20 protein-coding genes and 1 pseudogene are annotated in these 25,887 nt (G+C 38.7%); 19 read left to right on the top strand and 2 right to left on the bottom strand.

Annotation, left to right across the window (positions count from 1 at the left end; translation table 11 throughout):
* Positions 1-166: 166 nt before the first annotated feature.
* On the top strand, positions 167-1,345 hold the full coding sequence (locus GC56T2_RS15465) for an FkbM family methyltransferase (RefSeq protein WP_144976407.1): 1,179 nt from the start codon (positions 167-169) through the stop codon (positions 1,343-1,345).
* Positions 1,346-1,628: 283 nt separating this feature from the next.
* Here GC56T2_RS15465 and GC56T2_RS15460 read toward each other — a convergent pair.
* Positions 1,629-3,111 (bottom strand): annotated as a pseudogene (locus GC56T2_RS15460) (transposase).
* 643 nt (positions 3,112-3,754) lie between these two features.
* Between GC56T2_RS15460 and GC56T2_RS15455 the strand changes: the two are divergent.
* From GC56T2_RS15455 to GC56T2_RS15385, 15 genes are all read left to right on the top strand, one after another.
* On the top strand, positions 3,755-5,416 hold the full coding sequence (locus GC56T2_RS15455) for a glycosyltransferase (protein WP_144976405.1): 1,662 nt from the start codon (positions 3,755-3,757) through the stop codon (positions 5,414-5,416).
* Positions 5,417-5,432: 16 nt separating this feature from the next.
* Positions 5,433-7,847, top strand: coding sequence for a hypothetical protein (locus GC56T2_RS17930; protein WP_144976403.1), 2,415 nt, complete (start codon positions 5,433-5,435; stop codon positions 7,845-7,847).
* A 2-nt stretch (positions 7,848-7,849) separates the two neighbouring features.
* On the top strand, positions 7,850-8,860 hold the full coding sequence (locus GC56T2_RS15445) for a glycosyltransferase (protein ID WP_172706492.1): 1,011 nt from the start codon (positions 7,850-7,852) through the stop codon (positions 8,858-8,860).
* Between the two features lie 15 nt (positions 8,861-8,875).
* Positions 8,876-10,222 carry a glycosyltransferase family 2 protein gene (locus tag GC56T2_RS15440; protein ID WP_033843064.1) on the top strand — a complete coding sequence of 449 codons (1,347 nt, stop codon included), beginning with the start codon at positions 8,876-8,878 and terminating at the stop codon, positions 10,220-10,222.
* Positions 10,223-10,236: 14 nt separating this feature from the next.
* Positions 10,237-11,145, top strand: coding sequence for a glycosyltransferase family 2 protein (locus GC56T2_RS15435; protein ID WP_144976399.1), 909 nt, complete (start codon positions 10,237-10,239; stop codon positions 11,143-11,145).
* A 63-nt stretch (positions 11,146-11,208) separates the two neighbouring features.
* A complete protein-coding gene (locus tag GC56T2_RS15430) occupies positions 11,209-11,700 on the top strand; it encodes a glycosyltransferase family 9 protein (RefSeq protein WP_144976397.1) in 492 nt (163 codons plus the stop codon).
* A gap of 4 nt (positions 11,701-11,704) precedes the next feature.
* Entirely contained in the window at positions 11,705-12,868 is a 1,164-nt protein-coding gene (glf, locus tag GC56T2_RS15425) for a UDP-galactopyranose mutase (protein ID WP_033843067.1), read from the top strand.
* A 23-nt stretch (positions 12,869-12,891) separates the two neighbouring features.
* Complete coding sequence (locus GC56T2_RS15420; protein WP_033843069.1) at positions 12,892-13,560, top strand: HAD family hydrolase; 669 nt, start codon at positions 12,892-12,894, stop codon at positions 13,558-13,560.
* Positions 13,561-13,578: 18 nt separating this feature from the next.
* A complete protein-coding gene (locus tag GC56T2_RS15415; RefSeq protein WP_370454552.1) occupies positions 13,579-14,550 on the top strand; it encodes an ATP-grasp domain-containing protein in 972 nt (323 codons plus the stop codon).
* A gap of 2 nt (positions 14,551-14,552) precedes the next feature.
* The gene (locus tag GC56T2_RS15410) at positions 14,553-15,278 is read left to right on the top strand and encodes a cytidylyltransferase domain-containing protein (protein WP_144976393.1); all 726 of its coding nucleotides are present in this window, start codon (positions 14,553-14,555) and stop codon (positions 15,276-15,278) included.
* Between the two features lie 60 nt (positions 15,279-15,338).
* Positions 15,339-16,400 (top strand): UDP-2,4-diacetamido-2,4,6-trideoxy-beta-L-altropyranose hydrolase, encoded by a 1,062-nt coding sequence (gene pseG, locus GC56T2_RS15405; protein WP_144976391.1) that lies wholly within the window; start codon positions 15,339-15,341, stop codon positions 16,398-16,400.
* 61 nt (positions 16,401-16,461) lie between these two features.
* The gene (pseI, locus tag GC56T2_RS15400; protein ID WP_051962789.1) at positions 16,462-17,448 is read left to right on the top strand and encodes a pseudaminic acid synthase; all 987 of its coding nucleotides are present in this window, start codon (positions 16,462-16,464) and stop codon (positions 17,446-17,448) included.
* Positions 17,449-17,462: 14 nt separating this feature from the next.
* Positions 17,463-18,608 (top strand): UDP-4-amino-4,6-dideoxy-N-acetyl-beta-L-altrosamine transaminase, encoded by a 1,146-nt coding sequence (pseC, locus tag GC56T2_RS15395; protein ID WP_144976389.1) that lies wholly within the window; start codon positions 17,463-17,465, stop codon positions 18,606-18,608.
* 173 nt (positions 18,609-18,781) lie between these two features.
* Positions 18,782-20,128 carry a DUF4910 domain-containing protein gene (locus tag GC56T2_RS15390; RefSeq protein ID WP_144976387.1) on the top strand — a complete coding sequence of 449 codons (1,347 nt, stop codon included), beginning with the start codon at positions 18,782-18,784 and terminating at the stop codon, positions 20,126-20,128.
* Positions 20,125-20,931, top strand: a complete 807-nt coding sequence (locus tag GC56T2_RS15385) for a formyl transferase (protein ID WP_144976385.1) — start codon at positions 20,125-20,127, stop codon at positions 20,929-20,931. Before GC56T2_RS15390 ends, GC56T2_RS15385 begins: the two co-directional genes overlap by 4 nt.
* A 203-nt stretch (positions 20,932-21,134) precedes the next feature.
* On the opposite strand, the gene GC56T2_RS15380 is transcribed toward GC56T2_RS15385, so the two are convergent.
* Positions 21,135-21,944 carry a flagellin N-terminal helical domain-containing protein gene (locus GC56T2_RS15380; RefSeq protein WP_144976383.1) on the bottom strand — a complete coding sequence of 270 codons (810 nt, stop codon included), beginning with the start codon at positions 21,942-21,944 and terminating at the stop codon, positions 21,135-21,137.
* A 168-nt stretch (positions 21,945-22,112) separates the two neighbouring features.
* On the opposite strand from GC56T2_RS15380, the gene GC56T2_RS15375 reads away from it, so the two are divergent.
* The 3 genes from GC56T2_RS15375 to GC56T2_RS15365 all read left to right on the top strand — a co-directional run bounded on the left by GC56T2_RS15375 (position 22,113) and on the right by GC56T2_RS15365 (position 25,857).
* Positions 22,113-23,549, top strand: coding sequence for a DDE-type integrase/transposase/recombinase (locus GC56T2_RS15375; RefSeq protein WP_144974126.1), 1,437 nt, complete (start codon positions 22,113-22,115; stop codon positions 23,547-23,549).
* Between the two features lie 373 nt (positions 23,550-23,922).
* Positions 23,923-24,270, top strand: coding sequence for a flagellar protein FlaG (flaG, locus tag GC56T2_RS15370; protein ID WP_144976381.1), 348 nt, complete (start codon positions 23,923-23,925; stop codon positions 24,268-24,270).
* 15 nt (positions 24,271-24,285) lie between these two features.
* A complete protein-coding gene (locus GC56T2_RS15365; protein WP_144976379.1) occupies positions 24,286-25,857 on the top strand; it encodes a flagellar hook-associated protein 2 in 1,572 nt (523 codons plus the stop codon).
* The last annotated feature ends 30 nt before the right edge of the window (positions 25,858-25,887 follow it).

The raw sequence follows: 25,887 nt of genomic DNA, 5'->3' as shown, positions 1-25,887 counted from the left end.
GAATCGTGATTGTGTCTACCCTTAGAAATGAGTTTTTTGTTTCTGTATATTTTCTAATATAGGCGGTTTTTTGCGTCTCTTTATGCATCCATTATATGTTTGGCAATACGTTCGATATATATAAAAATATTTATAAAAAGTACTATTGAAAGAAAGGGATAGGTTTATGGTAGAAGCATGTAAGATACAAAAAAAAATATTAGATTTGTTTGAACGATTAGACTTTGAAGATAAAGTAATGATTTGGGGAGCTGGAGAACATACTGTAGCTTTGCTTAACTTTCTTAATGAGAAAAATATTTCTTTACATTATGTTCAAGGAATTATTTCTAGTTATCAGGAGCATCAACAAATAATGGGGATAAAAGTTTACTCTGTCCAAGAAGCTCTTGATTTGCTTCATTTTGTTAAGTATATCATTATTTCTTCATATTCCTTTCAAGAAGAGATTTTGTATGAGTTAGAAAAGTTAGGTTTACATTCGAAAGCGTTTGTTTTATACAATATGGAGAAGCCTGATCCATTGTTTTATTGGAAGGTAAGGCAACGTTATTATTATAACTATGAAGATATTCCGGCAGATCCAGTTATTCATAATGTAAAATTTGATGGTATTGAATTTAAAATGAAGCTTAATTTAAGGGAGTTTATCCAAAATACTATTTATAATTATGGGTATTATGAGAAGAACGAAACTCAATTTTTATTAAAAAAAATTCAATCTGGTCAAACTGTTTTTGATTTAGGAGCAAATGTTGGTTATTATACTTTAATACTTGCTCAAAGAGTAGGAGTAAATGGAGTGGTTCATTCTTTTGAACCTGATAGCAAAAATTTCAGCCAATTAATTGAAAATATACATTTAAATCAATTATCGAATGTGGTAGCCAATCAACTAGCTGTCTCAAATAATAATGGTTATGTGACTTTATATTCCAATTCTAAGGAAAATGGTGGAATGAAATCATTTGTGCAACAATCTGAATATGTTTATTCACAAGAAAAAGTAGCGACAATTCGTTTAGATAATTATATTGAACAAAATAAGATTGATAAGGTGGATTTTATTAAGGCAGATATTGAAGGAGCAGAAATGCTTGCTTTTCAGGGAGCAGAAAATCTCCTCTCTTCTTCCGATGCACCAGATATTATGTTAGAAATTAATCCTAGCTCACTGTCAAAATTGGGATTTTCTGATGTAGAACTTCAAAAGTTATTAATTGATTATGGATATAAAATATACTTGATAGAGGACAGTGGTACATTAAAGTATATTCAATCCGCAATAGATGTGCAGAAGCCTAATATTAATGTTTTTGCAACAAAAAAAGAATTTTTAGTTTAAAGGGAGAATGGCTCATCACCATAACGTGTACTTGACAGACGGTGCACTTCTCTGAACAGGTGTAGGCAAAACATGATTGGTTTCCTGTTCCTTCATGGATGCATAAGCAAGATGTGTGATGGAAAAATCAAGTACAACTTTTGGTGAAGAGCCGGGAGAATGTAACATTGTAAAAATTATACAACGTTCAACCTGACTTTGACACTTACTAGACAAACAAATCGTTCACCAACCTCTGATTCCACAAGGAGGGGGCACGATTTGATACGCTTCACGCGTGTATCTAGAAGGCCGGTGATTTAAGGGGGCATAGACTTCCCTCATATCGAATTTTGGGGACCATTCTCCCCGCCATTTGGCGCCAAAGGACGGGAGGACGAGCAGGACTTCCTGCCCCAAATTCCATTTTTGCGCACGCCAAAGAGCCGGTCTCCCCTCGTTTTTTTCGAAACCGGCACAATCGCTTCAGATTTTGCACGACGGCGGTCAACAGCGCCTGTTCTTCCATGGCGTAAAGGCCTCGGCTTCGGGCCCGGTCCAGCCCATGACATTCCTTCCCTTCGGCAAACACATGCTCACAACGCGTGCGAAGGGCTTGAATGGATCGATAACCACCCTGTTGCTGAATGAGCCTTGCTTGGTTGCGAATCTGAACTTCCCGGACTTTCGCCTGGCGTTGTGCTTCCTGAGCGGGATCCTTCGCCCGGCGCTTCCAGGTTGGAATTTCTTCCATCTCCTTGCGGCGCAGCGACACGAGCGGCGTGATGCCTTGGACGAAGAGCTCTTTCAAATACTCCGTGGTGCCATACGCTTTGTCTGCGGACAAGGTTCGAATCGTGATCGACGGGTGGCGAAACCGAATGGAAGCCAGCTGCTCCAAACTCGTCTCCCGCTCCGCCGTTCCGGTGGCGAGGCTGGCCCGTCTGGACAAAATCACGCGCGACTGGACGTCGATGACGTCGTGCACCAGATACCGAGGATACGCTTCCTGTCCTTTGCCTTTCTTGTACAACCGGGCATCCGGATCCGTCACGCTTCGATGGGTTTGGTTGGAAAACGCAGTTCCACGGAAGTTTCCTCGTTCTCCGGCATGGACGCGTTCCCCTGATGGGGGAGACGGAGAAGGCGGGTCGTCATCGGGATCCCGATCCGCCTCTGGGGACTCGGCCTGTTCATCTTCCCGGGCGGTGCGGGCGAGGTAGTCCTCCAACGGTTCCACCGGAGCGAGCTTGACTTCCCGCAAGCTGTGGATCGAAGCATTCGCCCGCACTTGAGTGCCATCGGCCGCCGCATGCACATCCGGCGAGACCAGCCCTGCCGCGATGCACTGATCCACCACGTAGGTCATCAGCCGATCAAAGATTCCGTGTTGGCGCCAGCGCTTCCGTGTTTTGACGAGCGTCGTTCGATCCGGCAGTGTGGGGTGATGAGGATCCGGATGGAGCACGGATTCAAAGTCGAGACCGCAAAACCACAAGTATCCGGCATGCATGGGGAGGATCTCATACAACTCCCGCTCGGAGTGGTCGAACAAATACGATAGCAGCATCAGACGAAGCAGCCGTTCCGGATCCGCCGCCGGGCGACCCGTTTTTTTCCGTATACAGGGGAGCCACCCAATCGTGAATGACGGAAAAGTCAACCGCTTCGTTGATTTGGCGTAGGATATGATGTGGGGGAACCAGTTCCTCCATGTCGATGACTTGAAACAGACGAGGCTGAGTCGAAGGATGTTTGGGGGCTTTCATGATCTGCTCACGCTCCATTCAAAGATTCTTCTTCCTTTTTCGACATAAGCCCCCTACATCCCTGCCTTGGCGTGTACTTTTTCACCGGCCTTCTAGGAGTAAGGCTGAATATCTAGAATGTCTCACTCATACCGCTGTAAAGAGTGGACGTTGTTTAGTAGAGGAATCTGTGCATTGATATAGATCTCCATATTGTGAAGAAAAATGTCCTAAAGTGAGTCATTATAGTTCATCCCAAATTTTTCACTACGGGATTTCCACGATTCAGCCATACAACTGAGTAGACAAGCGCACGAATGCGCTCTTCGAGGTTCATAATTCGAGTAAGGACTCGAGTACCCGAAAATCATCCTCGTATATGATTAGTTGTTTATATCCTAGTGCCGCTTCTTTCGTGGATAGTTGAAATGAGAAGTCGATATGCTAGGTTACATTCATATAGATAGTGATTTTTGAAAATGTGCATATTCAATTAAAAATGTTGTAAAGTAGATGCCAATATTTTAGTTTTTGAAGATGGCTTGGAACAAGAAATCAGATAACATATATTCATATTAATATGTACTTGCCTAAAGATACTGATTCTTACATGGAAAGACATAATCTTAAGTATTTTTCACGAGTTTTATTTATAAAAACAAACGAATTAGGTGATTAGTCAATGAAAATTGCCCAAGTTTTCCCCTATTATGGTCTTAATGGACTAACTAGGTATGTCACTACGTTAAATGAAGGCTTACTATCAATAAATAAAGATATTGAAATCGTGAATTTTGTAGTTGTAGATAATGATAGAATTAATGATTTAGAAAGAATGTGTATATCTAATGAACGTATACAATATTACCCTATAAAAAGGGATTTAAGTGTTTCTCTCAACAGAAAAAGTTTGCTAGATGACTGCAGTATAAAACAAATAGAGTTGGAGTTTGAAAAGTTTCTTGAAAGGTATAAACCAGATGTAGTTAATTTTCAACATCTTTCGGATATGGGTGCTTCTTTAATAGGAATAGCCAAGGATAAAGGAATTCCAACAATTCTAACATTACACGATTATTGGATTATTTGCCCGTTGAAATTTCTGATGAATCGCCATTTTCATTTATGTTCAGGTCCTAATTTAGGCGCGAAATGCGTTGAATGTTTTTGTGATTTTAGAGAAAATGATGAGATTCGAAAAAAATTGTTACAGGAAAGTTTGTTAAGATTTTCCTATATAAAAGATACTCTAAAACAAAAAACAGATTTGATTATTGCAGTTTCAAAATCTGTTCAAACGAAACTGCTGGAGGAGGGAATTAATCCTAAGAAAATTAAAGTTATTTATCCTGCTCTTAAAACAAAGACTCAAATTACTAAGAAAGATTATTTAAATAAAAGGATTGTATTTGGCTTTATTGGCGGACTCTATATTATTAAGGGCCCACATGTTCTTATCGATGCTTTTAATTCTCTTCAAGAGAATAACACAGAATTGCACATTTACGGTGATAGTTCTTCACAGTTTAGAAGAGAAGTATTAGAGAAAATGGTAAATTCAGATAAGGTAGTTAAGTTTAAAGGTAAGTATACACCGGAAGATTTAGATTCTATTTTTTCAACAATCGATGTCTTAGTAGTTCCATCAGTTTGCCCAGAAACGGGTCCTTTAGTTGTACAGGAATCATTACGTTACCGAGTGCCTGTTATAGCATCTAATATTGGAGGGATTCCTGAATATGTACGAAATGAGTATGGAGCTCTGTTCGAGCCAGGTAACAGTAAAGAGTTAGCTAATATCATGACTACAATAATTAAACAACCTAGTATTGTACAAAAATGGGTTGACAATATTCCGCAATTTCCGAGTGTTGAGAGATTTGTTGAGGAGGTACAAAATATTTATTTAGAGGTTCTTAAGTTGAGAAAAGATTCCGTACGTTATAATCACATGAATTTGCTTAATAGAGTAGATAGGTCATTTATCCGAAGAGAAGCTATTAGGGAATCTCTACCTATACAAATTAATTTTATTTTAGATTATCTAATCAATAAAAACTATAATCGAATTGCTATCTTTGGAGCTGGAGAATTAGGTAGAAAAGTAGCGAATGATCTGAAAAAAATTGGCATAGATGTGTCATGTTTTATAGATAATGATGTAAAAAAACAGAATAAATTTATAGATGGTATTAAAATTATACATCCTAATATAATAAAATGTGTTAAACCCAAAGCAATTTTAATTGTATCTGATTGGGAGTTTGAAATAATGAGTCAGCTACAAAATATGAATTTAGACATTCCAATTCTTGGTTTATATAGTTTCGAAAATATAGAATGAAGAAAGAGGTGAGAAAATGATGAATCTAGATCAACTTTGGTTATCAGATAAATATTTAAAATCCATTAGTAGCATAGAAAATGAAGTGAAACTGCTTTCTTTAGATATCTTTGACACTTTAATATTTAGAAGTTGTGCAAAACCCGTTGATATTTTTTTAAAAGTAGGTGAAAAAGCTCAAAAAGAAGGACTATCAAAATATACTCCATTCGAATTTCAACAGTTAAGAATTTTAGCCGAGAAAGTAGCGAGAGAAGAGAAAAAAAAATCTATTAATTCCACTGAAGTGAGTTTAGAACAGATTTACGAACATATGCCATTTGATATAAATACATCAAATCGTATTAAGGAAATTGAGCTAGAAACTGAAATAGAATCTTGTTATGTAAATCCTAGTATATATTCTTTGATAAAGTATTTTTCTAGTAAAAATATTCCCATTGTTCTAATGTCAGATATGTACTTGTCTAATGAGCAAATTAAAAAAATTTTAATAAATAACGGTTTTGAAATGAATTATATAAGTAATATATTGGTTTCTAACATAGAAGGAGGCAGTAAAGAAGAAGGTTTTTTATTTAAGATTTTAATGAATTTATTTCCAGATATAGAGAAACAAGCAATATTGCATATTGGAGATAATTATATGGCTGATGTAGTGGCAGCAAAAGCTGCAGGAATTAGAACTATTCATTATAAGGTAATTCCTTCTACAATTAACGATGTTTTCTCGTTCGAACAAGTAAGATTTGGTGATCTATTACCTGAGTTACTATCATTGAGAAAATTAGCAGGAAACATACAAAATTATAGCGCTGATGAGGAGTTTTGGTTTAGATTTGGAGCTACTGTGTTAGGCCCTTTTCTAAGCATCTTTGCGGATTGGATTATAGATTTGTGTATTAAGGAAAACAAAAAGTATATTTATCCATTAATGAGAGAGGGACATCTTCTTTCAGAAGTCATATCCAAGGCATTGGTGTATAGGAAAGAACAATTAATTGTAAGACCTTTGTATGTATCAAGAAAGGCCACATTCTACAGTTTCATTGAACACATTGACACAAAATTTTTTGAACAATTATTTAAAGGAAAGAATGATTTTGTTCGTTTAAGAAATGTAACTGTTTATAATTTTTTTGAGATGTTTGGAATAACAAACCTCGATGTGATTAAGGAATTTAGTCAGTACTACGATGAGCTGATCGAGAATTCTAACAATGTGATGATTACAAAAGAGACAAGTTTACAAGAAAAGCTACTTCAAATGCTTAGTAATGAAATTATTATAGAACAAATTAAATTGTATGTTGAACAAAAACAGCGATATATTGAAGAGTTTTTATTACAGACCATTAGGGATCCTTCTAGTTCAGTAACAGTTGACATTGGATTTAGAGGTACAACTCAGTTTTTTATTGACAAGGCTCTATCTAGGTATACTTCAGGACTCACTCATGTAATTGCTATGGGTACTCAATCAACAACAGAGAAAATGCTATTAGGATTAGATATTAGAGGTTTTTTAGGAAATGCAGGGGAGAATATAGATATCATTTATTCTATTAAAAGGAGTCCTGAGATATTTGAACAATTGCTAATGGGAGAGGAAGGAAGTACCATAGGTTATTTACGGGATCAAAGTGGAAAAATAGATCCGATTATTGCTAATAGTATGTATCAACCCAAAGAAATTCATTGGAAAAAAATATGTGCTGAAGGTGTGAAGACATTCCAGTTTTTATGGTATCACTTGATTAATATAAAACCACAATTAAAAAATGAAGTTTTTAAAAGGAAACGTGAAATTGCTAAGATTTTAACCCGAGTTATAGAAATGCCTACAATGGAAGAAGCGATTAACCTAGGTGAATTAAGCCATGAAGATAATTTTGGCAGTCAATATGTTAGAAAAATTTGCAATGATTCTGATATAAATTTGTTGGATAAGCTAGGTGTTAATACCTATATATCTTTTACAAGTCATGGTTGGGAATATGGAAAATCATACTGGCCTCAAGGTGTAGTTACTCGAAAATATCCTTTCTATCTTTATTCGTATTATTTAAAACAAAGAAACCATGGTAGTTATGTTATTGTTTTTAATGAAATGATTAGTAGAGTAAGAGAGATGGGATACAGGGAAATAGCTATTTATGGTGCTGGAGAAGCTGGGAGACATTTACTAAAATTAGCAATTCTTCATGGAATGAATGTAAAATGTTTTATAGACAGCAATAAAAAGTTATGGGGAAAGAGAATAGAAGGCATATTAGTAAAGTCATTAAAAGAAGCTTTTGATGATGGTATAAATGTATTTGTTGTAGGGTCCTTAGCTTATTATAAAGAGATTAAGAATACAATAATAGATACTTACAGTAGGAAAAATAAAATTCCAAAGGTTTTTACTGCTTATTCTTTGGAGGAATGAAAATGATAAACCCTATTGTCAGTGTAGTTATGCCTGTATACAATGCGTTACCTTGGATTAATGAATCTATTAATTCCATCTTAAATCAGACTTTTGAAAATTTCGAATTAATAATTATTGATGATGGATCAGTTGATGGAACTAGGGAATTTTTAAAAAATATAAACGATTCTAGAATCGTTCGGTATTTTTTTTCGGAAAATCGCGGGATTGTTAGTGCTCTAAATAAAGGAATTAGCCTAGCGAAGGGGAAATATATAGCTCGTATGGATTCAGATGATATATCGTCACCAATTCGTTTAGAACAACAAGTTGAATTTTTGGAGGAAAATCCTAGTTGCCATTTGGTTGCTACAAACATTGAATCTTTCACACATGAATCAACAATACCAAAAGAAGAATTAGAAAGATATCAAAAATGGTATAATAATGCACATACGCATGAAGAGATTTGTCTAACATTACCTATAGGTAATTGTCTATGTCATCCATCGGTAATGTTTAGAAAGGACAGTTTTTATAAAATAGGTGGATATAAGTCTGAATTTAAGTTAGCAGAAGATTACGAATTTTTTATACGTATGTCAAAATATGGGCGATTATTTAAAATTCGAAAACCGTTGTTAAAATATCGTATTCACTCAAAACAACTCTCATCGGAATATAAACAAAGACAAAGGAGGATTGATGCAAAAATTAAGGCACATTATATCAAGGAGCACTACTGTTTAGAAGGGAAAGAAAACTTACTTATTTGGGGGGCTGGTAACGGAGGTATACTTATATATAAGGCGTTATCTGAATTGGGAATAAAGGTAGTGGGTTTTATTGACATAGATTACAATAAACGAAAAAAACGAGTTGACCATATAATGATTGAGAATCCGGAAAGTATATCTAAATTTCAGTTTGATTTTGTGATTATAGCAACAACTCTAGGAAGAAAATATGCCGAAAGCTATTTAGAATCTTTGGGTTTAAAATACGGCAAACAGTATATTCCTGTATGGTAAGAAAGGAGGAGAAACGTGGAAAAGTCAATTGCTGTAATTATTTGTAACTGGAACAAAAAAGAAGATGTGTTGAATTGTATTCAATCTGTCCTAAACTCCTCCATACAAGATCTTGATATCATTGTTGTTGATAATGCATCTACGGATGGGTCAGTAGAGGCTATTATGAATAAGTATTCAAATCAGGTAAAGTTGTTGGTTAATGAAAGAAACTTGGGAGGAGCTGGTGGTTTTAATACAGGGATTAATTGGGCATTAAAGAGGGGATATAAATATGTTCAGTTGTTAGATAGTGACGTCATTGTTGATAAGCAAGCTATTGAAGTGTCTTATTGGCTTATGGAGAACAATTCTCATATAGGTGCTGTAGGATCAAAAATATATTACTATCACGAATCTAACCGTTTACAAGAACTGGGTGCAAAAATAGATTGGAAGAATTTTTATATAAGTCCTTTATATAAAGGTTACTTGGACTGTAATGAGATCCCTACAACGATTGATTGTGACTATGTACCGGCATGTTCGGTAATGGTAAGGGTAGAAGCCGTAGAGCAAATTGGTTTGATGGACGAAGGTTGTTTTATTTATTGGGATGATATTGAATGGTTTTATCGAATGAAACAAGCAGGATATAGAGTTGTGTCTTATTCAAAATCAAAAGTTTGGCATAAGATGGGGGCGGCTAATAAGACAAATACATTTTCAACTTACTATTTTTGGCGTAATCGTATAAATTTCTTTTTAAACTATCTTGATGACGAGTTGTTGGAGAGCTTTGCTAAGCAAATTATAAAAGAAACATTTCAAGCTGTTTATATGTGTAACTATAATAAGCAATATAATGTTGCCAAGACAATATTACTAGCTATTGAAGATGCATTAAAGGGATTGAGAGGTAAAGCTCCTGAAGGCCGCATTTTCGAACGTGAAAAAACCAATACTTTTGATCAATTCGCTAAATTTGTGAATAATGAAAAGCGTATTGTATTAATTCCTCAGTGTGAGTTTAGAGTACTTCAATCAATTGTTGGACAAATTGGAGAAGCGAAAATAGAAGCTATAGTTGCAAATAATGAGGATAAAGAGTTGTTAGAGTTGCAATTTCCAACAATAAATATTCGTTCAGTTTATGAGAAGGGAACTCTCCCTTCTATTGCTGTGTATAATCATGTATTAGATGCGGATTTTACGAATGATATAGATTTATATGTAGACCAATATTTTAATGTTGTTCAATCTGAAGAAGATCGGCACTACATGGCGAACTATAAAACGATGTATCAAATTTATCAAAATATTTATTTCCCTGTTTTAAAGCAACGCTTTTTAGACTGGAGAGAGAAAAATAAGATTAGTTAAGGAAAGGAGCAAAAATGAAAGATCAATTTCCTCTTGTCAGCATCGTCATGCTTGCATGGAACCGTAAAGATGATGTGCGCGAAAGCTTAATGCATATTCAAGAAATAGACTATACGCCCCTTGAAGTGATTGTAGTGGACAATGCTTCCACGGATGGTACACCTGAAATGATTGAAAGCGAATTTTCCGATGTTCGTTTGATAAGAATGTTTAAAAATATCGGGATTGCGGCGTATAATATTGGATTTGAAAATGCTAAGGGAAAGTACATCGTTATTATTGACGATGATTCTTTCCCTGCGAGACATGCGATCCGGCGAATGGTTCAAGTATTTGAAGAGGATGAACGGCTTGGTGTGGTGGCCTTTGATGTGCGCAATTATTATAATTACGATGAGATAAAAAACGAATTAGAGCATACCGATGAGACAGCAGAAGTGAAGGCCGTAGCCAGCGATTACTTGATGTCTTTTAACGGTGCGGGTGTAGGTATTCGGAAGGATTTATTTAAAAAAATTGGATATTATCCTGAAGAATTTTTTCTTTACAATAACGAAATGGATTGTGCATTTAAAATCTGGGATGCGGGTTATCGCATTGAATTTTATTCTAACATTGTTTCTTATCATAAGTATTCTCCTAAAAACCGCACCTCTTGGAGGGCGCCGTTCTACTATACGAGAAATGCGTTTTGGCTTATTTGGAAACATTATCCTATGGATATGGCGTTAAAAACAACGCTTAGACTAATATATGATTGCTTTTATTATTCCATGGAGCAGAAAACTACTGTTTATTTAAAGGCGGTGTGGTCAGCTTTTAGTGAAGCATACAAGTTAAAAGGAAAGCGAAAGGCGGTAAATCGGACTATCGCGGAAAAGCTGCGTGTTCCGTTTAATATTTCTTTTACATTCTATCGGTAAAATTGTTGATATTAAATCGAGGGAATTAAACACCTATGTATGGTTAAGGGAGTACATAGTGGTATGAAAAAATTATTAATTATTCGCTCAGCAAGTATGCAGCAGTTAGATAAAAATCTAAAAACCATTATACAAAAGTTCCCTGATTATGAATATCATATACTGACACATGAGCATAGTGTAAAACTTGTGGAAAAATATAATGTTATAAAAAAAACTATTGTATATCCTTATAGAGAATCCTTTTCGATCAAGAGACAGGTACCAGAATTACAAAATGAAACTTATGATGTTGTTATCATCCCTGTTGCTAATCTGACTGGTGCTGGCTTCTTTAATGTTTTTCAATTCTCATTGTCATTAAAGGCAAAAAAGAGAGTAGTTTGCAATCTTATTTCTGATTTATGGGATATTACGCCAGGACAAATTCGCTGGATGAGAATAAAGCATATCATGATGTCCATTATATCTATGGCTGGTTCGATGATTGCTGGGCTATTTGTTCTTTGGTTATTGCCGTTAAAGTTAAAAAGGCTTGAAAAAAAAGGAGAATAACAATATGTTTGACTATGTTGTTGTTGGTGCAGGGTTTGCTGGAGCAGTGATCGCTGAACGAATTGCTACTCAATTGAACGAAAAGGTATTAGTTATTGAAAAAAGAAATCATATTGGTGGTAACGCTTATGACTATTATGATGAAAATGGTATTTTAGTTCATAAGTATGGACCACATATTTTCCATACTCGCTCCAAAGAAGTATGGGATTATTTGTCTCAATTTACAGATTGGTATTTATATCATCATCATGTGCTCGGTTCAATTGATGGGAAAAAAGTTCCGATTCCGTTTAATTTAAATACTTTATATGAATTGTTACCCGAATCACTGGCTAAACCTTTGGAAGAAAAGTTAGTAAATAAATTTGGATATAACGTAAAAGTCCCAATTTTAAAGTTGCGTGAAACGGATGATCAAGATTTAAAGTTTTTAGCGGATTTTGTTTATGACAAAGTGTTTCTGAACTATACGACCAAACAATGGGGAATGAAACCGGAAGAGTTAGATCCAACGGTTACTGGGAGAGTGCCGGTATATATTTCTAGGGATAACCGCTATTTTCAAGATGCTTATCAAGGGATGCCGAAAGAAGGCTATACGAAAATATTTGAAAAGCTATTATCTCACTGTAATATTAAGCTGATGTTGAATACAGATTATAAAGAAATTATAGAAGTTGACTTTAACAAGGGCAATATAAGTTTGTTCGGAAGAGAATTTAAAGGAATATTAATTTATACGGGGAAAATCGACGAATTTTTTAACTATGAATTTGGTGAACTTCCTTATCGTTCTCTTCGTTTTGAATTTGAAAACATTCAAAAGGAATTTGTACAGCCAGTTGGTACCGTTAATTACCCGAATGAATATCAATTTACGAGAATTACGGAATTTAAACATTTAACTGGCCAAAAACATTTATCGACAACGATTGTAAAAGAATACCCTCAAGATTATGAACGAAATGTAAAGGGGAAGGATATTCCTTATTATCCAATTCCTAAAAAAGAAAATTTAGAGTTATATGCAAGATATAAAGAGAGAGCAAAACAGTTTTCTAATGTCTTATTTGTTGGGCGGCTTGCTGAATATCGATATTATGATATGGATGCTGTTATAGCAAAAGCTCTTACAGTGTTCAAAAATAAAATATCTGTACAGTAACATCTTTATGGTGAATCGATAAAATGAGAGATTTCAAAGGATATATATTCGATCTTGACGATACCCTATATTGCGAACACGATTACGTAAAATCGGGATTTTGGGTTGTGGCAAATGAGCTCGCGAACTATCGGTCGGATATGGATATAAGTGGGATTCATCAAATGCTCATTGCTGAATGGAAAAGAAATGGTCGTGGTCGAGTGTTTGATGAAGTATGTAGACAGTTAAATATCGATATAGATGTTTCCCATTTAGTTCGTCTTTATCGCAGACATACACCTAATATTTCCTTATATGACGATGCGCAAAAATTAATTTTCTATTTAAAAGAAAAAGGAAAAAAGCTAGGGATTATTACTGATGGAGATTCAACAATGCAATGGGCCAAGGTGAAGGCGCTTCATCTAGAAAAGCTGTTTGACTATATTATTGTCACTGGTGATTTGGGGGAGGAACATTGGAAACCTAGCGAGACTCCGTATCGAAAAATGGTTGAATATTTGCATTTAGATTTTGGAGATTGTGTATATATAGGGGATAATCCAAACAAAGATTTTATTACCGCTAGAAAACTGGGAATGGGAACGGTTCGTATCGTTCGTGATGTTGGCGATCATATGCAAACGAGGCTTTCAGGAGAGTATGAGGCGGATGATTTGATTTATTCATTAACCGAATTGATTACATAAGATGCGAAAAATAAAGGGGTGGTATGTATTAATGTATTAGTAACTAGTATTTCAAAAAAAATACCGATGTTGCAAGCTATTCAGCAGGCGATGCGAAAAATGAATTCTTCTATGGCTTTAATTGGCGCCGACATAAATCCGAGTTGTATCGGTCGATATTTTGTTCATGAATTTTGGGAAATGCCTTCTTTGGAAGATGTGAAAATTGAAGAGTTTGTTTTGTTTTGTAAGAAAAAAAACATTGGTTTTTTGATCCCGACAAGAGACGGTGAGCTTCTTTATTTTTCCTTTTATCGTCGATTGTTGGGGGAACATGGGATTTCCGTCATGGTCTCTGAACCAGAAGCTGTCCAAACCTGTCTTGATAAGCTGCGTTTTTACAAAGTTTTAACTGAAAATGGGTTTCCAGCGATTCCGACGTCCTTATCGGTTCAAGAATTAAAATTTGATCATTATGTCGTCAAAGAACGTTACGGATCTGGAGCGAGAAGCGTAGGGATCAATTTATCAAGCGAAGAGGCAGTATTGCACGCTAAGAGATTAGAAGAACCTATTTTCCAACCGTTTATTCAAGGGATGGAAATCAGTGTTGATCTTTACATCACCCGTACAGGAGACGTTAAAGGAGTAGTAGCGCGAACAAGGGACAATGTCGTAAACGGGGAATCGCAAGTAACAACAACGATAAAAAACGAAAAATTAGAACGTATGTGCGGAGATGTTGCTAAATGTTTAAAATTATATGGTCATATTGTAATGCAAGTGATCATGGATAATCAAGGAGATTTTCATATTATAGAGTGCAATAGTCGTTTTGGCGGGGCTTCTACGTTAAGCATAGAAGTCGGATTAGATAGTTTTTACTGGTTTTTTCTTGAATCGCAAGGAAAAAATTTAGATGATTATCCTTTTGTTCGTTCAGAGACCGAAAAGAGACAAATAAGGTATCCAACCGATCTGATCATAGATATCAGGGAAGGGGAGGTATAAACTTGAAAACTTTAATCATCATCCAAGCACGCATGGGTTCGTCCCGTTTGCTAGGAAAAGTATTGATGCCGCTTGGGGACACAGTAGTGTTAGACTATGTTGTTTCCAGATGTCAGCAAGTGAAACAGGCAGATGAGGTTATTGTCGCAACTTCTGTGCTGCCGCAGGATGATGTGATTGAATCGTGGTGCAAACAGCATCACGTTCGGTGCTTCCGCGGATCGGAGGATGATGTGCTAGCGCGCTATTATGAATGCGCAAAGCCTTATCAGCCTGATTATGTGATTCGTGTGACGGCGGATTGCCCTTTTGTTGATTATGAACTTGCGGACCGAATTATTGAAGCAATGGAGGTTGAACCAGCTGATATTGTGATTGTAGAAGGAGATTTGCCGCGCGGCTTAGTCGTTGAAATGGTGTCATTTTCAGCACTCGAATATATATATCATCATGGAAAGGAGTCACGTCATCGCGAACACGTGACATATTATGCATATGAGTTCCCGGATGAATTTAAGCGTACATATATTCAAGCGCTGAAAACGATTCAGCAGCCGCAGCTGCGAATTACATTAGACACGGAAGAAGATTATCAATTATGCGCAGCGGTCGCGAATCATTTTAAAAAAAATAAACTGATTAGCTCGCAAAAGGTTGTGCAGTTTTTATTAGAACATCCGGATATTGCTAAACTAAATGCCCATATTCAGCAAAAACCGGTGATATAAATCTATTTTTAATACATTTAATCAAGTGAAGAGAAATTTATTTACAGTCGGGGAATGAGTATGAATATTTTATTTCGCGTTGATTCTTCGGTTGAAATAGGGACCGGTCATGTAATGCGTTGCTTGACACTTGCGAAAATGTTGAAAGATGCGGGATGCACTGTTACTTTTGTTATGAGAGTATGTCCAGGCGATTTATGTGACTATGTCGAAAGCCAAGGATTTTCCGTTTTTCGCATGTTTCATGGCACTCATTTCTCACAAGAAATAGATGCCCAATTAACCATCGAAATGATTCAGCAATGCAATGACCATATTGATTGGTGTATCGTTGACCATTATCAGATTGATCGGCGGTGGGAAGAGCAAGTCAAAAAGTATGTCGGTAAAATAATGGTGGTGGATGATTTGGCGAACCGCCCTCATGACTGCCATTTACTGTTGGACCAAAATTATTATAAAAATATGAAACAGCGTTATGATGGGTTGGTACAAAAAAATTGTCGTTTGTTTTTAGGCCCGAAATATATGATATTGCGATCCGAGTTTTATGAAGCGAAAAAGTCCGTAAAAATCCGCAGTGGCCATGTTCAGCGGATGCTCATTTTTTTTGGCGGCAGCGACCCGACGAATGAAACAGAAAAAGTATTGCAAGCTTTACGAGATTTGTGTTTCGCACATATAAAAGTAGATGTCGTCGTCGGTAACGCAAATCCAAAGCGTTCACAAATTCAAAAGATGTGCCTTGAAATGAACATCAATTACCATTGTCAAATTAATTATATCGCTGAACTCATGGCGCAGGCGGATTTATCTTGCGGAGCTGGTGGAGTGACGATGTGGGAGAGATGTTTTCTCGGTCTTCCTTCGATTGTTACAATAGTTGCTGAGAATCAAAGACAATCGGTGAAAGATACAGCTGAATACGGGGCGATTTGGAATTTAGGTTGGCATTGGGATGTAAAAGTGTCGGATTATGCCGATATATTGAATAGAGCGATATTATCGCCTGATGAACTTGCATATATGAGTGAAAAAGCATTAGAATTGTTGGGCAACAAAGAAAAATATATGGTTCATCCAGTTGTTCAAGCTATTTTGGAGGGATCACATCTTGAGTGACGGTATTCGAATAGGAGATCGTTGGATTGGTATCAATCGCAAACCATTCATCATCGCCGAAATGTCGGGCAACCATAATCAATCTTTAGAAAGGGCGTTAAAAATTGTTGATCTTGCAGCGGAAGCAGGTGTCGACGCGGTTAAACTGCAAACATACACCCCTGATACGATGACTTTAGATATTCATACAGGTGAATTTTTTATCGAAAGTGAGACGAATCTTTGGAAAGGCCAATCTTTATATAACCTGTATAAAGAAGCGTACACTCCGTGGGAATGGCATGAAGCGATCTTTGAACGTTGTAAAAAGCACGGATTGCTTGCTTTCAGCTCTCCCTTTGATGAAACCGCAGTGGATTTTTTAGAAACATTAAATGTGCCGGCTTATAAAATCGCTTCGTTTGAAAATATAGATATTCCGTTAATTAAAAAAGTGGCTGCTACAGGGAAACCGGTTATTATTTCAACAGGAATGGCTACGGTTGCAGAGCTAGATGAGGCCGTTCAAGCGGTTCGTTCACAAGGGAATAATCAAATTATATTATTGAAATGTACAAGTACGTATCCTGCGACACCAGAAAACTCGAATATTGTGACGATTCCACATATGCGACAATTATTTGGAGTTGAAGTGGGATTGTCTGATCATACGATGGGGATTGGCACTGCGGTAGCAGCGGTAGCGCTTGGAGCAACAGTCATCGAAAAACATTTCACCACTTCCCGTGTAGAAGGCGGGGTGGATGCTGCGTTTTCGCTAGAGCCTCATGAAATGAAAATGCTTGTCGAAGAAACAGAACGGGCTTGGCTCAGCCTAGGTATGATCCATTACGGTCCTACTAATGCCGAAAAGCCTTCCCTTGAACATCGGCGTTCTCTTTATATTGCAGAGGATTTAAAGGCAGGCGATCTCATTACAAAAGAGAATGTTCGCGCCATTCGGCCTGGACATGGATTGCCGCCCAAATATTATGATGTAGTTCTTGGAAAAGCGGTGAAGAAAGATGTAAAAAAAGGAACACCATTAAGCTGGGATATATTGTTGTAAATGAAGGTGGCACAATGAAAAAAAGGGAATCTTTCCTTTCCTATGGACAACAATGGATTACGGATGACGATATCGAAGCAGTCGTAGATGTGCTAAAGTCTCCCTATTTAACCCAAGGGCCAAAAATTCAAGAGTTTGAACGGAAAGTCGCTGATTATGTTGGAGCGAAGTATGCCGTGGCGTTTTCAAATGGAACGGCAGCTCTTCACGGCGCTTGTTTTGCTGCGGAGATTGGCGAGGGGGATGAAGCGATTACGACGCCGATTACATTCGCCGCTACTGCCAACGCTGTTCTTTATTGTGGGGGAAAACCTGTATTTGCAGATATTGATGATCGGACGTACAACATTGATCCGAAAGAAATACGCAAGCATATTACGCCAAATACAAAAGCGATTATTCCGGTTGATTTTACCGGGCAGCCAGCTGATATGGATGCAATCATGGAGATCGCCAATGAGTACGGCTTGATCGTCATTGAAGATGGTGCCCATTCTCTCGGGGCTGAGTATAAAGGGCGTAAAGTCGGAACGTTAGCGCATATGACGATGTTTAGCTTTCATCCTGTCAAGCCAGTGACAACAGCAGAAGGCGGAGTCATCGTAACCGATTCAGCGGAGTATTATGAAAAACTAAAACGGTTTCGCTCGCACGGCATTATAAAGTATAATTTGTCACGAGATGAAGGCCCTTGGTATTATGAAATGGTAGATTTAGGGTATAACTATCGAATGACGGATCTTCAAGCGGCGTTAGGGCTTTCACAAATGGATAAATTGGATCGTTTTATTGAAAGACGCCGCGAAATTGCCAACATGTATAATGAAGCGTTGAAAACGATGGATTCTGTTATTTTGCCAAAGCGGCTTGAAGGAACTCAATCCGGCTGGCATCTGTATGTGCTTCAATTAAAATTGGATAAACTAAAACGCAGCCGCAGAGAAATTTTTGAGAGTCTTCGCGCCGAAAACATTGGTGTTCATGTACATTACATTCCGGTTTATTGGCACCCTTACTATCAAAAGTTGGGGTATCGAAGAGGGATTTGTCCAAAAGCGGAGCATTGGTATGAACAAGCATTGACACTGCCGATATTTCCAAAAATGACGGATAAAGATGTGAATGATGTCATTGAGGCGGTGAAAAGAAACATCGTGTAAGCTGTTGCCTAGGAGGCTGGTGAAAAGCCGCTAATTCTCTTCATGAATGGAGAACGTGTGAAAAACAGGACTGATGCAACAAGGTTTTTCTAGTTGAGAAACGAGAGGGCAAAGCCATATCCACGAGTAAATCACCAGCCATCTAGGTTCGCTTACAGCGAAAGGAGCATACCATGAATAAGGAATATGAATTGATCGATCAGTTGTTTGATGAGCTGTTCCCTATTACTCGAAGTATAACGGGTGAAGGTGTTAGAAAGACAATTAGTATTTTAAAAAAATATATTCCATTAGAAATGTTTTCTGTTAAAACGGGTACAAAGGTATTTGATTGGGAAATACCTAAGGAATGGGTGATTAGGGAAGCATGGATTAAAGATGAAGAAGGTAATGAAATTGTAAATATGAAAAATCATAATCTACACGTTTTGAATTATAGTATTCCTGTTAATAAAAAAATGTCCTTAGAAGAATTAAAACCATTTATTCACACTATTCCTCATTTACCAGAAGCAATTCCGTATGTGACATCGTATTATAAAGAGCGCTGGGGATTTTGTATGTCCTACAATCAATTCAAAAGTTTAAAGCAAGGCATTTATCATGTATTTATAGATAGTGAACTGAAAAACGGTGAGTTAAATTATGCACATGCCATTTTGCCGGGGAAATCGGATAAGGAGATTTTAATTAGTACCTATATTTGTCATCCGTCAATGGCGAATAATGAATTAAGCGGACCATTAGTAGCTGCTTTCTTGTACAACCGATTAAAAAAATGGAAAGAAAGAAACTTTACTTATCGCTTTGTATTTGTCCCTGAAACAATTGGATCAATTGCATATTTACATCGCTTTGGAGAACATTTACGTAAACATGTTTATTCAGGCTTTGTTTTAACATGTTTGGGTGGAAAAAATTATCCTTTAAGTTTTAAAAGATCAAGAAACAAAAATGCTCCAATTAATAAAATTGTAGACTACTTGATGTCAACAGGAGAAATGGATATTGTTGTACGACCGTTTACACCAATTAACGGCTCGGACGAAAGGCAATATTGTTCTCCTGGGTTTAATTTGCCGATTGGACAATTTGCTAGGATGGTTTATGGACAATATGATGGCTACCATAATTCGTTGGATACAAAAGAGGTCATGACGATTGAAAAAATAGTAGACAGCATTGATGAGATTGAACGAATCTTAAAAATTCAAGAATGGAATGGCTACTATGTGAATGTGAATCCGTTTGGGGAAGTAAAATTGGATAAACATGGCCTATATCCTGATATGAACACCCCTTTAAATCGAGATGCGTCTACTAATTTTAAAAGGGACCAACGAAAACAATTAAATGTTATACTGACTTTGCTCAATTATTCTGATGGTGAGCATTCTTTATTGGATATTGCCGAAATCTCAGGTTACTGTTTCCATGATTTTGTAGATGTGATTCAGTTACTAAAAAGGAAAGGATTGTTAGAAGGTCCATATTACGAAAAAAGGAGTTTATCTGTATGAAAGTAGTGCTTTTGTCGGGTTCTCATCCTCGTCATTACTATGTTGCTAATACGTTGTTAGAAAATGGGTTGCTACATGGCCACATGATTGAAGAGAGAGAGGCTTTTGTACCTGCCCCTCCAGAAGGATTGGAACCGATTGATCGTGAAAACTTTATTCGTCATTTTCGTGAACGGGAAGAGGCAGAGTACGCTTTTTTTGGTAAACACAAAAAAGTTTTGGGTGATATTCCTACATTGGTCATTCATCAATCTGAGTTGAATGGTGAAAAGATGCTTCAATGGTTACAAGAACAACAACCCGATGTTGTACTGACGTATGGCGTTCATAAAATTGATGACCATGTAATTGACAGGTTGCCTGATTATGCATGGAATATACACGGCGGGCTTTCCCCTTGGTATCGTGGAAATATAACGCTATTTTGGCCGTTTTACATGTTAAGGCCAAACTGGGCGGGAATGACGATCCATCGTTTAACGTCTAAACTGGATGGGGGAGATATTGTTCACCACTCGGTACCTAAACTCGAGTATGGAGATGGTATTCATGATGTAGCATGCAAAGCGGTGAAAAAGGTGGCGGCTGACCTTGTTGAAATATTAAAAAGGCTTCAAAGTGGCAAGGTACCTAACTACGTGCCGCAAAAATCCAACGGGAAATTATTTGTAGCAACTGATTGGACACCACAACATTTAAGGCTGATTTACCAGACTTTTCATAACGACATCGTTGATCATTATTTAGATGGAAAGTTAGGACATGTGGAGCCTAAGCTAGTCAATGCGCTAGCAGAGCAGTAAAGCGCCGTTGTGTTGGTTTGGTGGTTTGTGAGAAAGAGAAAATGTGCACTCGTCCTGTGTCTCTCATTTTCGATTTCCTAAAATCGGAATATTTCGCTGATGATCACTGATTAGGCAGCGGAAGATAAGCAGGACATTGTAAAAATGAGGGCTGTCTCGACTCGTCGTTTCAAACGACTTCTTGAGACAGCCTTGTCGTATGATTACATCAGTAATTTTAACGTTTCCTCCACATTGCGGTTCATATGAGAAATGAGAAGGTAATCCGCTTGTTGGCGAATTTTCCCGCTTATGTAGCTCATCATTTCGCGGGCGATGTTGGTGTCTCTCAACATCGATTCCGATGTGGTTAAGCTCGTTTCTTTTAACATCGTATTGTTCAGATGATGTTCAAGCGCTTCGTAATCAGCCCCGACTTTTGTTAAGTGATTTGTTACCTTTTTTAGCGCGTTGTCCACTTTTGTGATCAATTGTTCGGCCTCTGTCCGCGTTAATAGCGTTGCTCCGTTAAGCCCAAGACTGATAGTGCTTGTATCTACTATGTCAACGGTAATGGTTTGACCGGGATTGGCACCGACTTGTAATGTTAGCGGTATGGTTTCGCCAAGAATTTTCTTTGTGTTAAACTCGAGCTTTTCTGAAGTATCATCAATGGCTTGGAGCAGCTGATCCAATTCTTTTTGACTGGCAGCGCGGTCATTCCCGTCAAGTGTATCATTGGCGTTTTGCGTTGCCAGTTCTCTCACGCGTTGTAGCAGGTGATTGACGTTCATCAGTCCTTCTTCGGCTGCCTTTAACACGGAAAGGCCGTCCTGCATGTTTCGCTGTGATTGGGCCAAACCTCTTATTTGCGCTCGTAATGTTTCTGAAATGCTTAATCCTGCCGCATCGTCACTCGCACGATAAATGTGTAACCCGGAGGACAGCTTCTCCAGTGTTTTGGTCAAATTCGTGACATTTCGCTGATAGCGGTGGGTGGAAAAGACAATCGCAGATTGGTTTTGTATTTTCATAAGTTCACCTCCATTTTCTCTAATGGTATTGTCAAAAGTTTATCCTCCACACTCACGGTTTTCCCTTGAGTTTCAACGGTTAGAATAAAAAAAGCTTGCCACCCCCGTTGTTTTCGGCCATCATTGAGGTAACGACACCCAACAGCCAAAACAAAGGAGTGACAAGCTTTGTTACCTCAATTATTAGCCTATTTGCTCGAAATAATCAAGACCCAATATCAAATCATTGTGTATTTGATGGGTGTGATATTGGGAAAATCCTTGCATCTCGAGGACTTGGACGAACCCATCCAAAAGCCGTACCGGAAACTTCAGGTCGATGACCTTCCGATCATCGATGTGCCGGAAACCCTTGATTACCGGAAGCTGTTGGCAGACTATGAAGCCCAGCACAGACGTCCTTTACGGCCCATTCAGCGTCGCGCGAAGGCGAAACACCGTGTTCCGGATTCGTTGACCTGCCCCCGCTGCCAGGCTCCCTCTTCTTACCTGTACGCCAATAACGGCGGAAAAGGGCAATACCAATGCAAAGTGTGCCAATGCCGGTTCAACCACCGGAACCGATTCACCAAGCAAGCGGTCTTTCGTTGTCCGCACTGCAAAAAGACGTTGGAAAAAATCAAGGAACGCAAAGAATACAACATCTATAAGTGCAAGAACAACGATTGCCCGTTTTACCAGGCCAACCTTCGCCGGATGACGAAGAAGGAACGCCAACAGTTTCAACAGGATCCTCAAGCCTTCAAGGTGCGGTATTTGTTTCGAGAGTTCTTGTTTAACTTTCTCCCGTTGGCTTCCTCATCGCTCATCAAGCCGAAGGTCGATTTGTCCCGGCTGGCTGCATCGCCGCACGTGTTGGGGCTCGTGTTGACGTACTACGTCAACTTTGGGATGTCCTCGAGGGAAACCGCCGCCGCCCTGAAGGACATCCATGGCGTCTCGATCTCCCATCAGACGGTGCTCAACTACGCCAACAGCGTCGCGCTTTGGATCAAGCCCTTTGTCGACCGGTTCCCGTATGAGCTGTCCGGTTCGTTTTGCGGGGACGAGACGTATATTCGCGTCAAAGGGCGCTGGCATTACCTGTTCTTTATGTTTGACGCCATCAAAAAGATCGTGCTGTCCTATCGCGTCTCGCCCAACCGGGACACGCTCTCGGCCATCAAGGCGATCGATGATGTCCTCAGGAAGCTGCCGTCCCTTCCAGACGACTTGTCGTTCGTCGTGGATGGCAACCCGATTTACCGGCTGGCGCAACACTTCTTTGCCCAGCACGGGATTTCGTTTGACGTCCGCCAGGTGATCGGTCTGACCAACGAAGATCCGGTCTCGGAAGAGTTTCGCCCTCTCAAGCAGATCATCGAGCGATTCAACCGGACCTTTAAAGGCAACTACCGCCCGACCCATGGGTTCGGTGCGGAAGAAGGCTCGGTGTCCTTTGTGACGCTGTTTGTGGCGTATTTCAACTTTCTGCGCCCGCATAGCGCGCTCGAAGGCCGGGTGCCGGTCGTCATCCCGGAGCTCGACGGGCTGCCCCATATGCCAGCCCGGTGGACGAAGCTCATCACCATGGCTCAGGACTTCCTTCAAAACGAGGCAGCCTAACTTTTTTGTCCTCCAGAGCCCGTTGAACAGAACTCCTGCCGGATTCGGCGAAGCGAACCCTTGACCAACCGAACACCGCCAAAGGTAAAATTCGGTAAAAGCAGGGGCGGCTTTCTTATTGCCTTCTTTTTGTCCCCGTCGCCCTTGACGGCTCTTCCGCACCTTTGGCGGGTGTTGGTCAAGGGCGAATCCGGCTCTCTGCATGCCCCACGATGCCCAATGGGATGGTCTGTGTGGAGTTTTCATAGAACTTTTGACGCTACCTCTCTAATGGTCTGTTCATTTTATATATCGACTTTTTCGCTGAAACTTTAAATATTCGCAATAGGAACCGATATAAACAGTAGCAAAAGAGTACAGGAGGAAGAGAAGGATGAAAATCGAAAATTCCTTGTCGGTGCATGATGTATATATTCCTCACCTATCCAAGGAAGGCTCAGTTTTGATGCAAAAAATGATGGAGCAACAGAGTGAGGCTAATGACGAAGCGCCTGTATCGAAGAAACAGGTCGAAGAAATTACTAGAAAGTTAAATGAATTTCTAGAAATTCATAGCCGCTCTCTTAAGTTTAAACTTCATGAAGAGCTAAACCAGTATTATGTGCAAGTCATTGATGATGACACCGAAACAGTGATAAGGGAAATTCCTCCGAAAAAATTGCTAGACGCGTTTTATACGATGCAAAAGTTTCTTGGCATGATTGTTGATGAAAAAATTTAAAAAGGGGTGAGTGGAATGGAAATGATGCGAGTCGGGGGTTTAGCAAGTGGAATGGATATTGATAAGCTTGTCAATGATTTGATGAAGGCAGAGCGTGCTCCTCTTAACAAATTATATCAGAAAAAACAAATTTTTGAGTGGCAGCGTGATGCATATCGTGAAATCAACAAAAAATTAGCGGATTTTGATCAATATTTATTTGATCATTTTACGTTGTCCAGTACCTTTTATCAGAAAACAGCGACGTCATCAAACGAAGCGGCTGTCAGTGTGAAAGCTTTGGGTTCATCGTATGATTCAACCAATACGATCACCGTTTCCCAATTGGCTATGGCTGCCACAGGTGTTTCGGGGGAAGTGGGAAATGCGTCTTTGGCCACCAAACTAAGCGAAAAAGGGTTAGCGGCAGAGACGAAGATCACCATCGTTGCGCTGCAAGCTAACGGAGTGTATAAAGAGGAAGAGCTAACGTTCTCCCCCAATGATACGATCGCTGATGTTGTGAAGAAGCTGAATCAATCCAGTTTAAATATCAATGCGATTTTTGATGACGGCTCCAAAAAACTTGGAATTTCTGCTCGGGCAACTGGTACATTGGACAGCACCGATGTCGATAAAGCAGAGGTTTATGTGAAAACGGCGACAGGCGATGATATTTTTGCGACGATTTTCGGTTTTGGTATCGGAAATGACCAAAACGGCAATTCTGGTGTTACTTCTTTGGCCAATGGAGGAAAAAACGCAAAATTCACATTGAACGGACTAGAAATGGAAAGGCAGTCTAATACATTTACCATTAACGGTATAGAGTATACATTGAAAGCAGTAACTTCTACTCCTGTGACAGTTGCTTCCTCGACTGATATGGATGCCATGATCAGCAAAATTGAAGAATTTGTAAAAAAATACAATGAATTAATTGGCGCATTGAATGATAAAATCCGTGAAAAGCGTTATCGCGATTACCCGCCACTTACTGATGAACAAAAAAAGGAAATGACGGAAAAGCAAGTTGAGCTGTGGGAAGAAAAAGCGAAAAGCGGATTGCTTCGGGGAGATTCAATCATTTTAACTGGCTTGTCGCAAATGCGTCGTGATTTATACAGTAGGGTAGATGGAATCGGTAGCAATGGTATTGACACTCTTTCTGAATTAGGAATTACTACAACCAGTGAGATTTCGAGCGGCGGAAAACTGGTGATTAATTATGACAAGTTGCGAAAGGCGCTCGAAAGTGATGTGGATAAGGTTGCGAAAACATTGACGCAAAATGGCGTTGTTAGCAAAGATCCAAACACTGGTCAGGTCACTTCTGATACCCGCGGCATCGTGCAACGACTTCGTGATACAATGAAAGGGATGATGACCAATATTGAAAAAAAGGCTGGGAAACCGACCTATACAGAAAATCAATATTCTCTTGGTTTGCAGCTAAGGGATGTTGAAGATCGAATCTCAGATGTTCAACGACATCTTCAGGATATTGAATCCCGGTATTGGAGACAATTCACAGCAATGGAACAAGCCATTCAAAGAGCAAATCAGCAATCAGCGTTTCTTATGGGGCAATTTGGTCGAGGGATGTAAGTGGGATATTGATGATCATTGATATAGGGA

Source organism: Geobacillus sp. C56-T2, from assembly GCF_007829715.1.
In the GTDB taxonomy this organism is placed as follows: domain Bacteria; phylum Bacillota; class Bacilli; order Bacillales; family Anoxybacillaceae; genus Geobacillus; species Geobacillus icigianus.
The sequence above is the reverse complement of the archived record's forward strand: the minus strand, read 5'-3'. Positions and strand labels throughout refer to the sequence as shown.

Coding starts and splice junctions, on each gene's coding strand:
- GC56T2_RS15420 (WP_033843069.1), top strand. CDS start 12,892: ATGAGAGATTTCAAAGGATATATATTCGATCTTGACGATACCCTATAT.
- GC56T2_RS15365 (WP_144976379.1), top strand. CDS start 24,286: ATGGAAATGATGCGAGTCGGGGGTTTAGCAAGTGGAATGGATATTGAT.
- GC56T2_RS15385 (WP_144976385.1), top strand. CDS start 20,125: ATGAAAGTAGTGCTTTTGTCGGGTTCTCATCCTCGTCATTACTATGTT.
- GC56T2_RS17930 (WP_144976403.1), top strand. CDS start 5,433: ATGATGAATCTAGATCAACTTTGGTTATCAGATAAATATTTAAAATCC.
- pseI (WP_051962789.1), top strand. CDS start 16,462: ATGTCGGGCAACCATAATCAATCTTTAGAAAGGGCGTTAAAAATTGTT.
- GC56T2_RS15380 (WP_144976383.1), bottom strand. CDS start 21,944: ATGAAAATACAAAACCAATCTGCGATTGTCTTTTCCACCCACCGCTAT.
- GC56T2_RS15430 (WP_144976397.1), top strand. CDS start 11,209: ATGAAAAAATTATTAATTATTCGCTCAGCAAGTATGCAGCAGTTAGAT.
- pseG (WP_144976391.1), top strand. CDS start 15,339: ATGAATATTTTATTTCGCGTTGATTCTTCGGTTGAAATAGGGACCGGT.
- glf (WP_033843067.1), top strand. CDS start 11,705: ATGTTTGACTATGTTGTTGTTGGTGCAGGGTTTGCTGGAGCAGTGATC.
- GC56T2_RS15435 (WP_144976399.1), top strand. CDS start 10,237: ATGAAAGATCAATTTCCTCTTGTCAGCATCGTCATGCTTGCATGGAAC.
- GC56T2_RS15390 (WP_144976387.1), top strand. CDS start 18,782: ATGAATAAGGAATATGAATTGATCGATCAGTTGTTTGATGAGCTGTTC.
- pseC (WP_144976389.1), top strand. CDS start 17,463: ATGAAAAAAAGGGAATCTTTCCTTTCCTATGGACAACAATGGATTACG.
- GC56T2_RS15465 (WP_144976407.1), top strand. CDS start 167: ATGGTAGAAGCATGTAAGATACAAAAAAAAATATTAGATTTGTTTGAA.
- flaG (WP_144976381.1), top strand. CDS start 23,923: ATGAAAATCGAAAATTCCTTGTCGGTGCATGATGTATATATTCCTCAC.
- GC56T2_RS15455 (WP_144976405.1), top strand. CDS start 3,755: ATGAAAATTGCCCAAGTTTTCCCCTATTATGGTCTTAATGGACTAACT.
- GC56T2_RS15445 (WP_172706492.1), top strand. CDS start 7,850: ATGATAAACCCTATTGTCAGTGTAGTTATGCCTGTATACAATGCGTTA.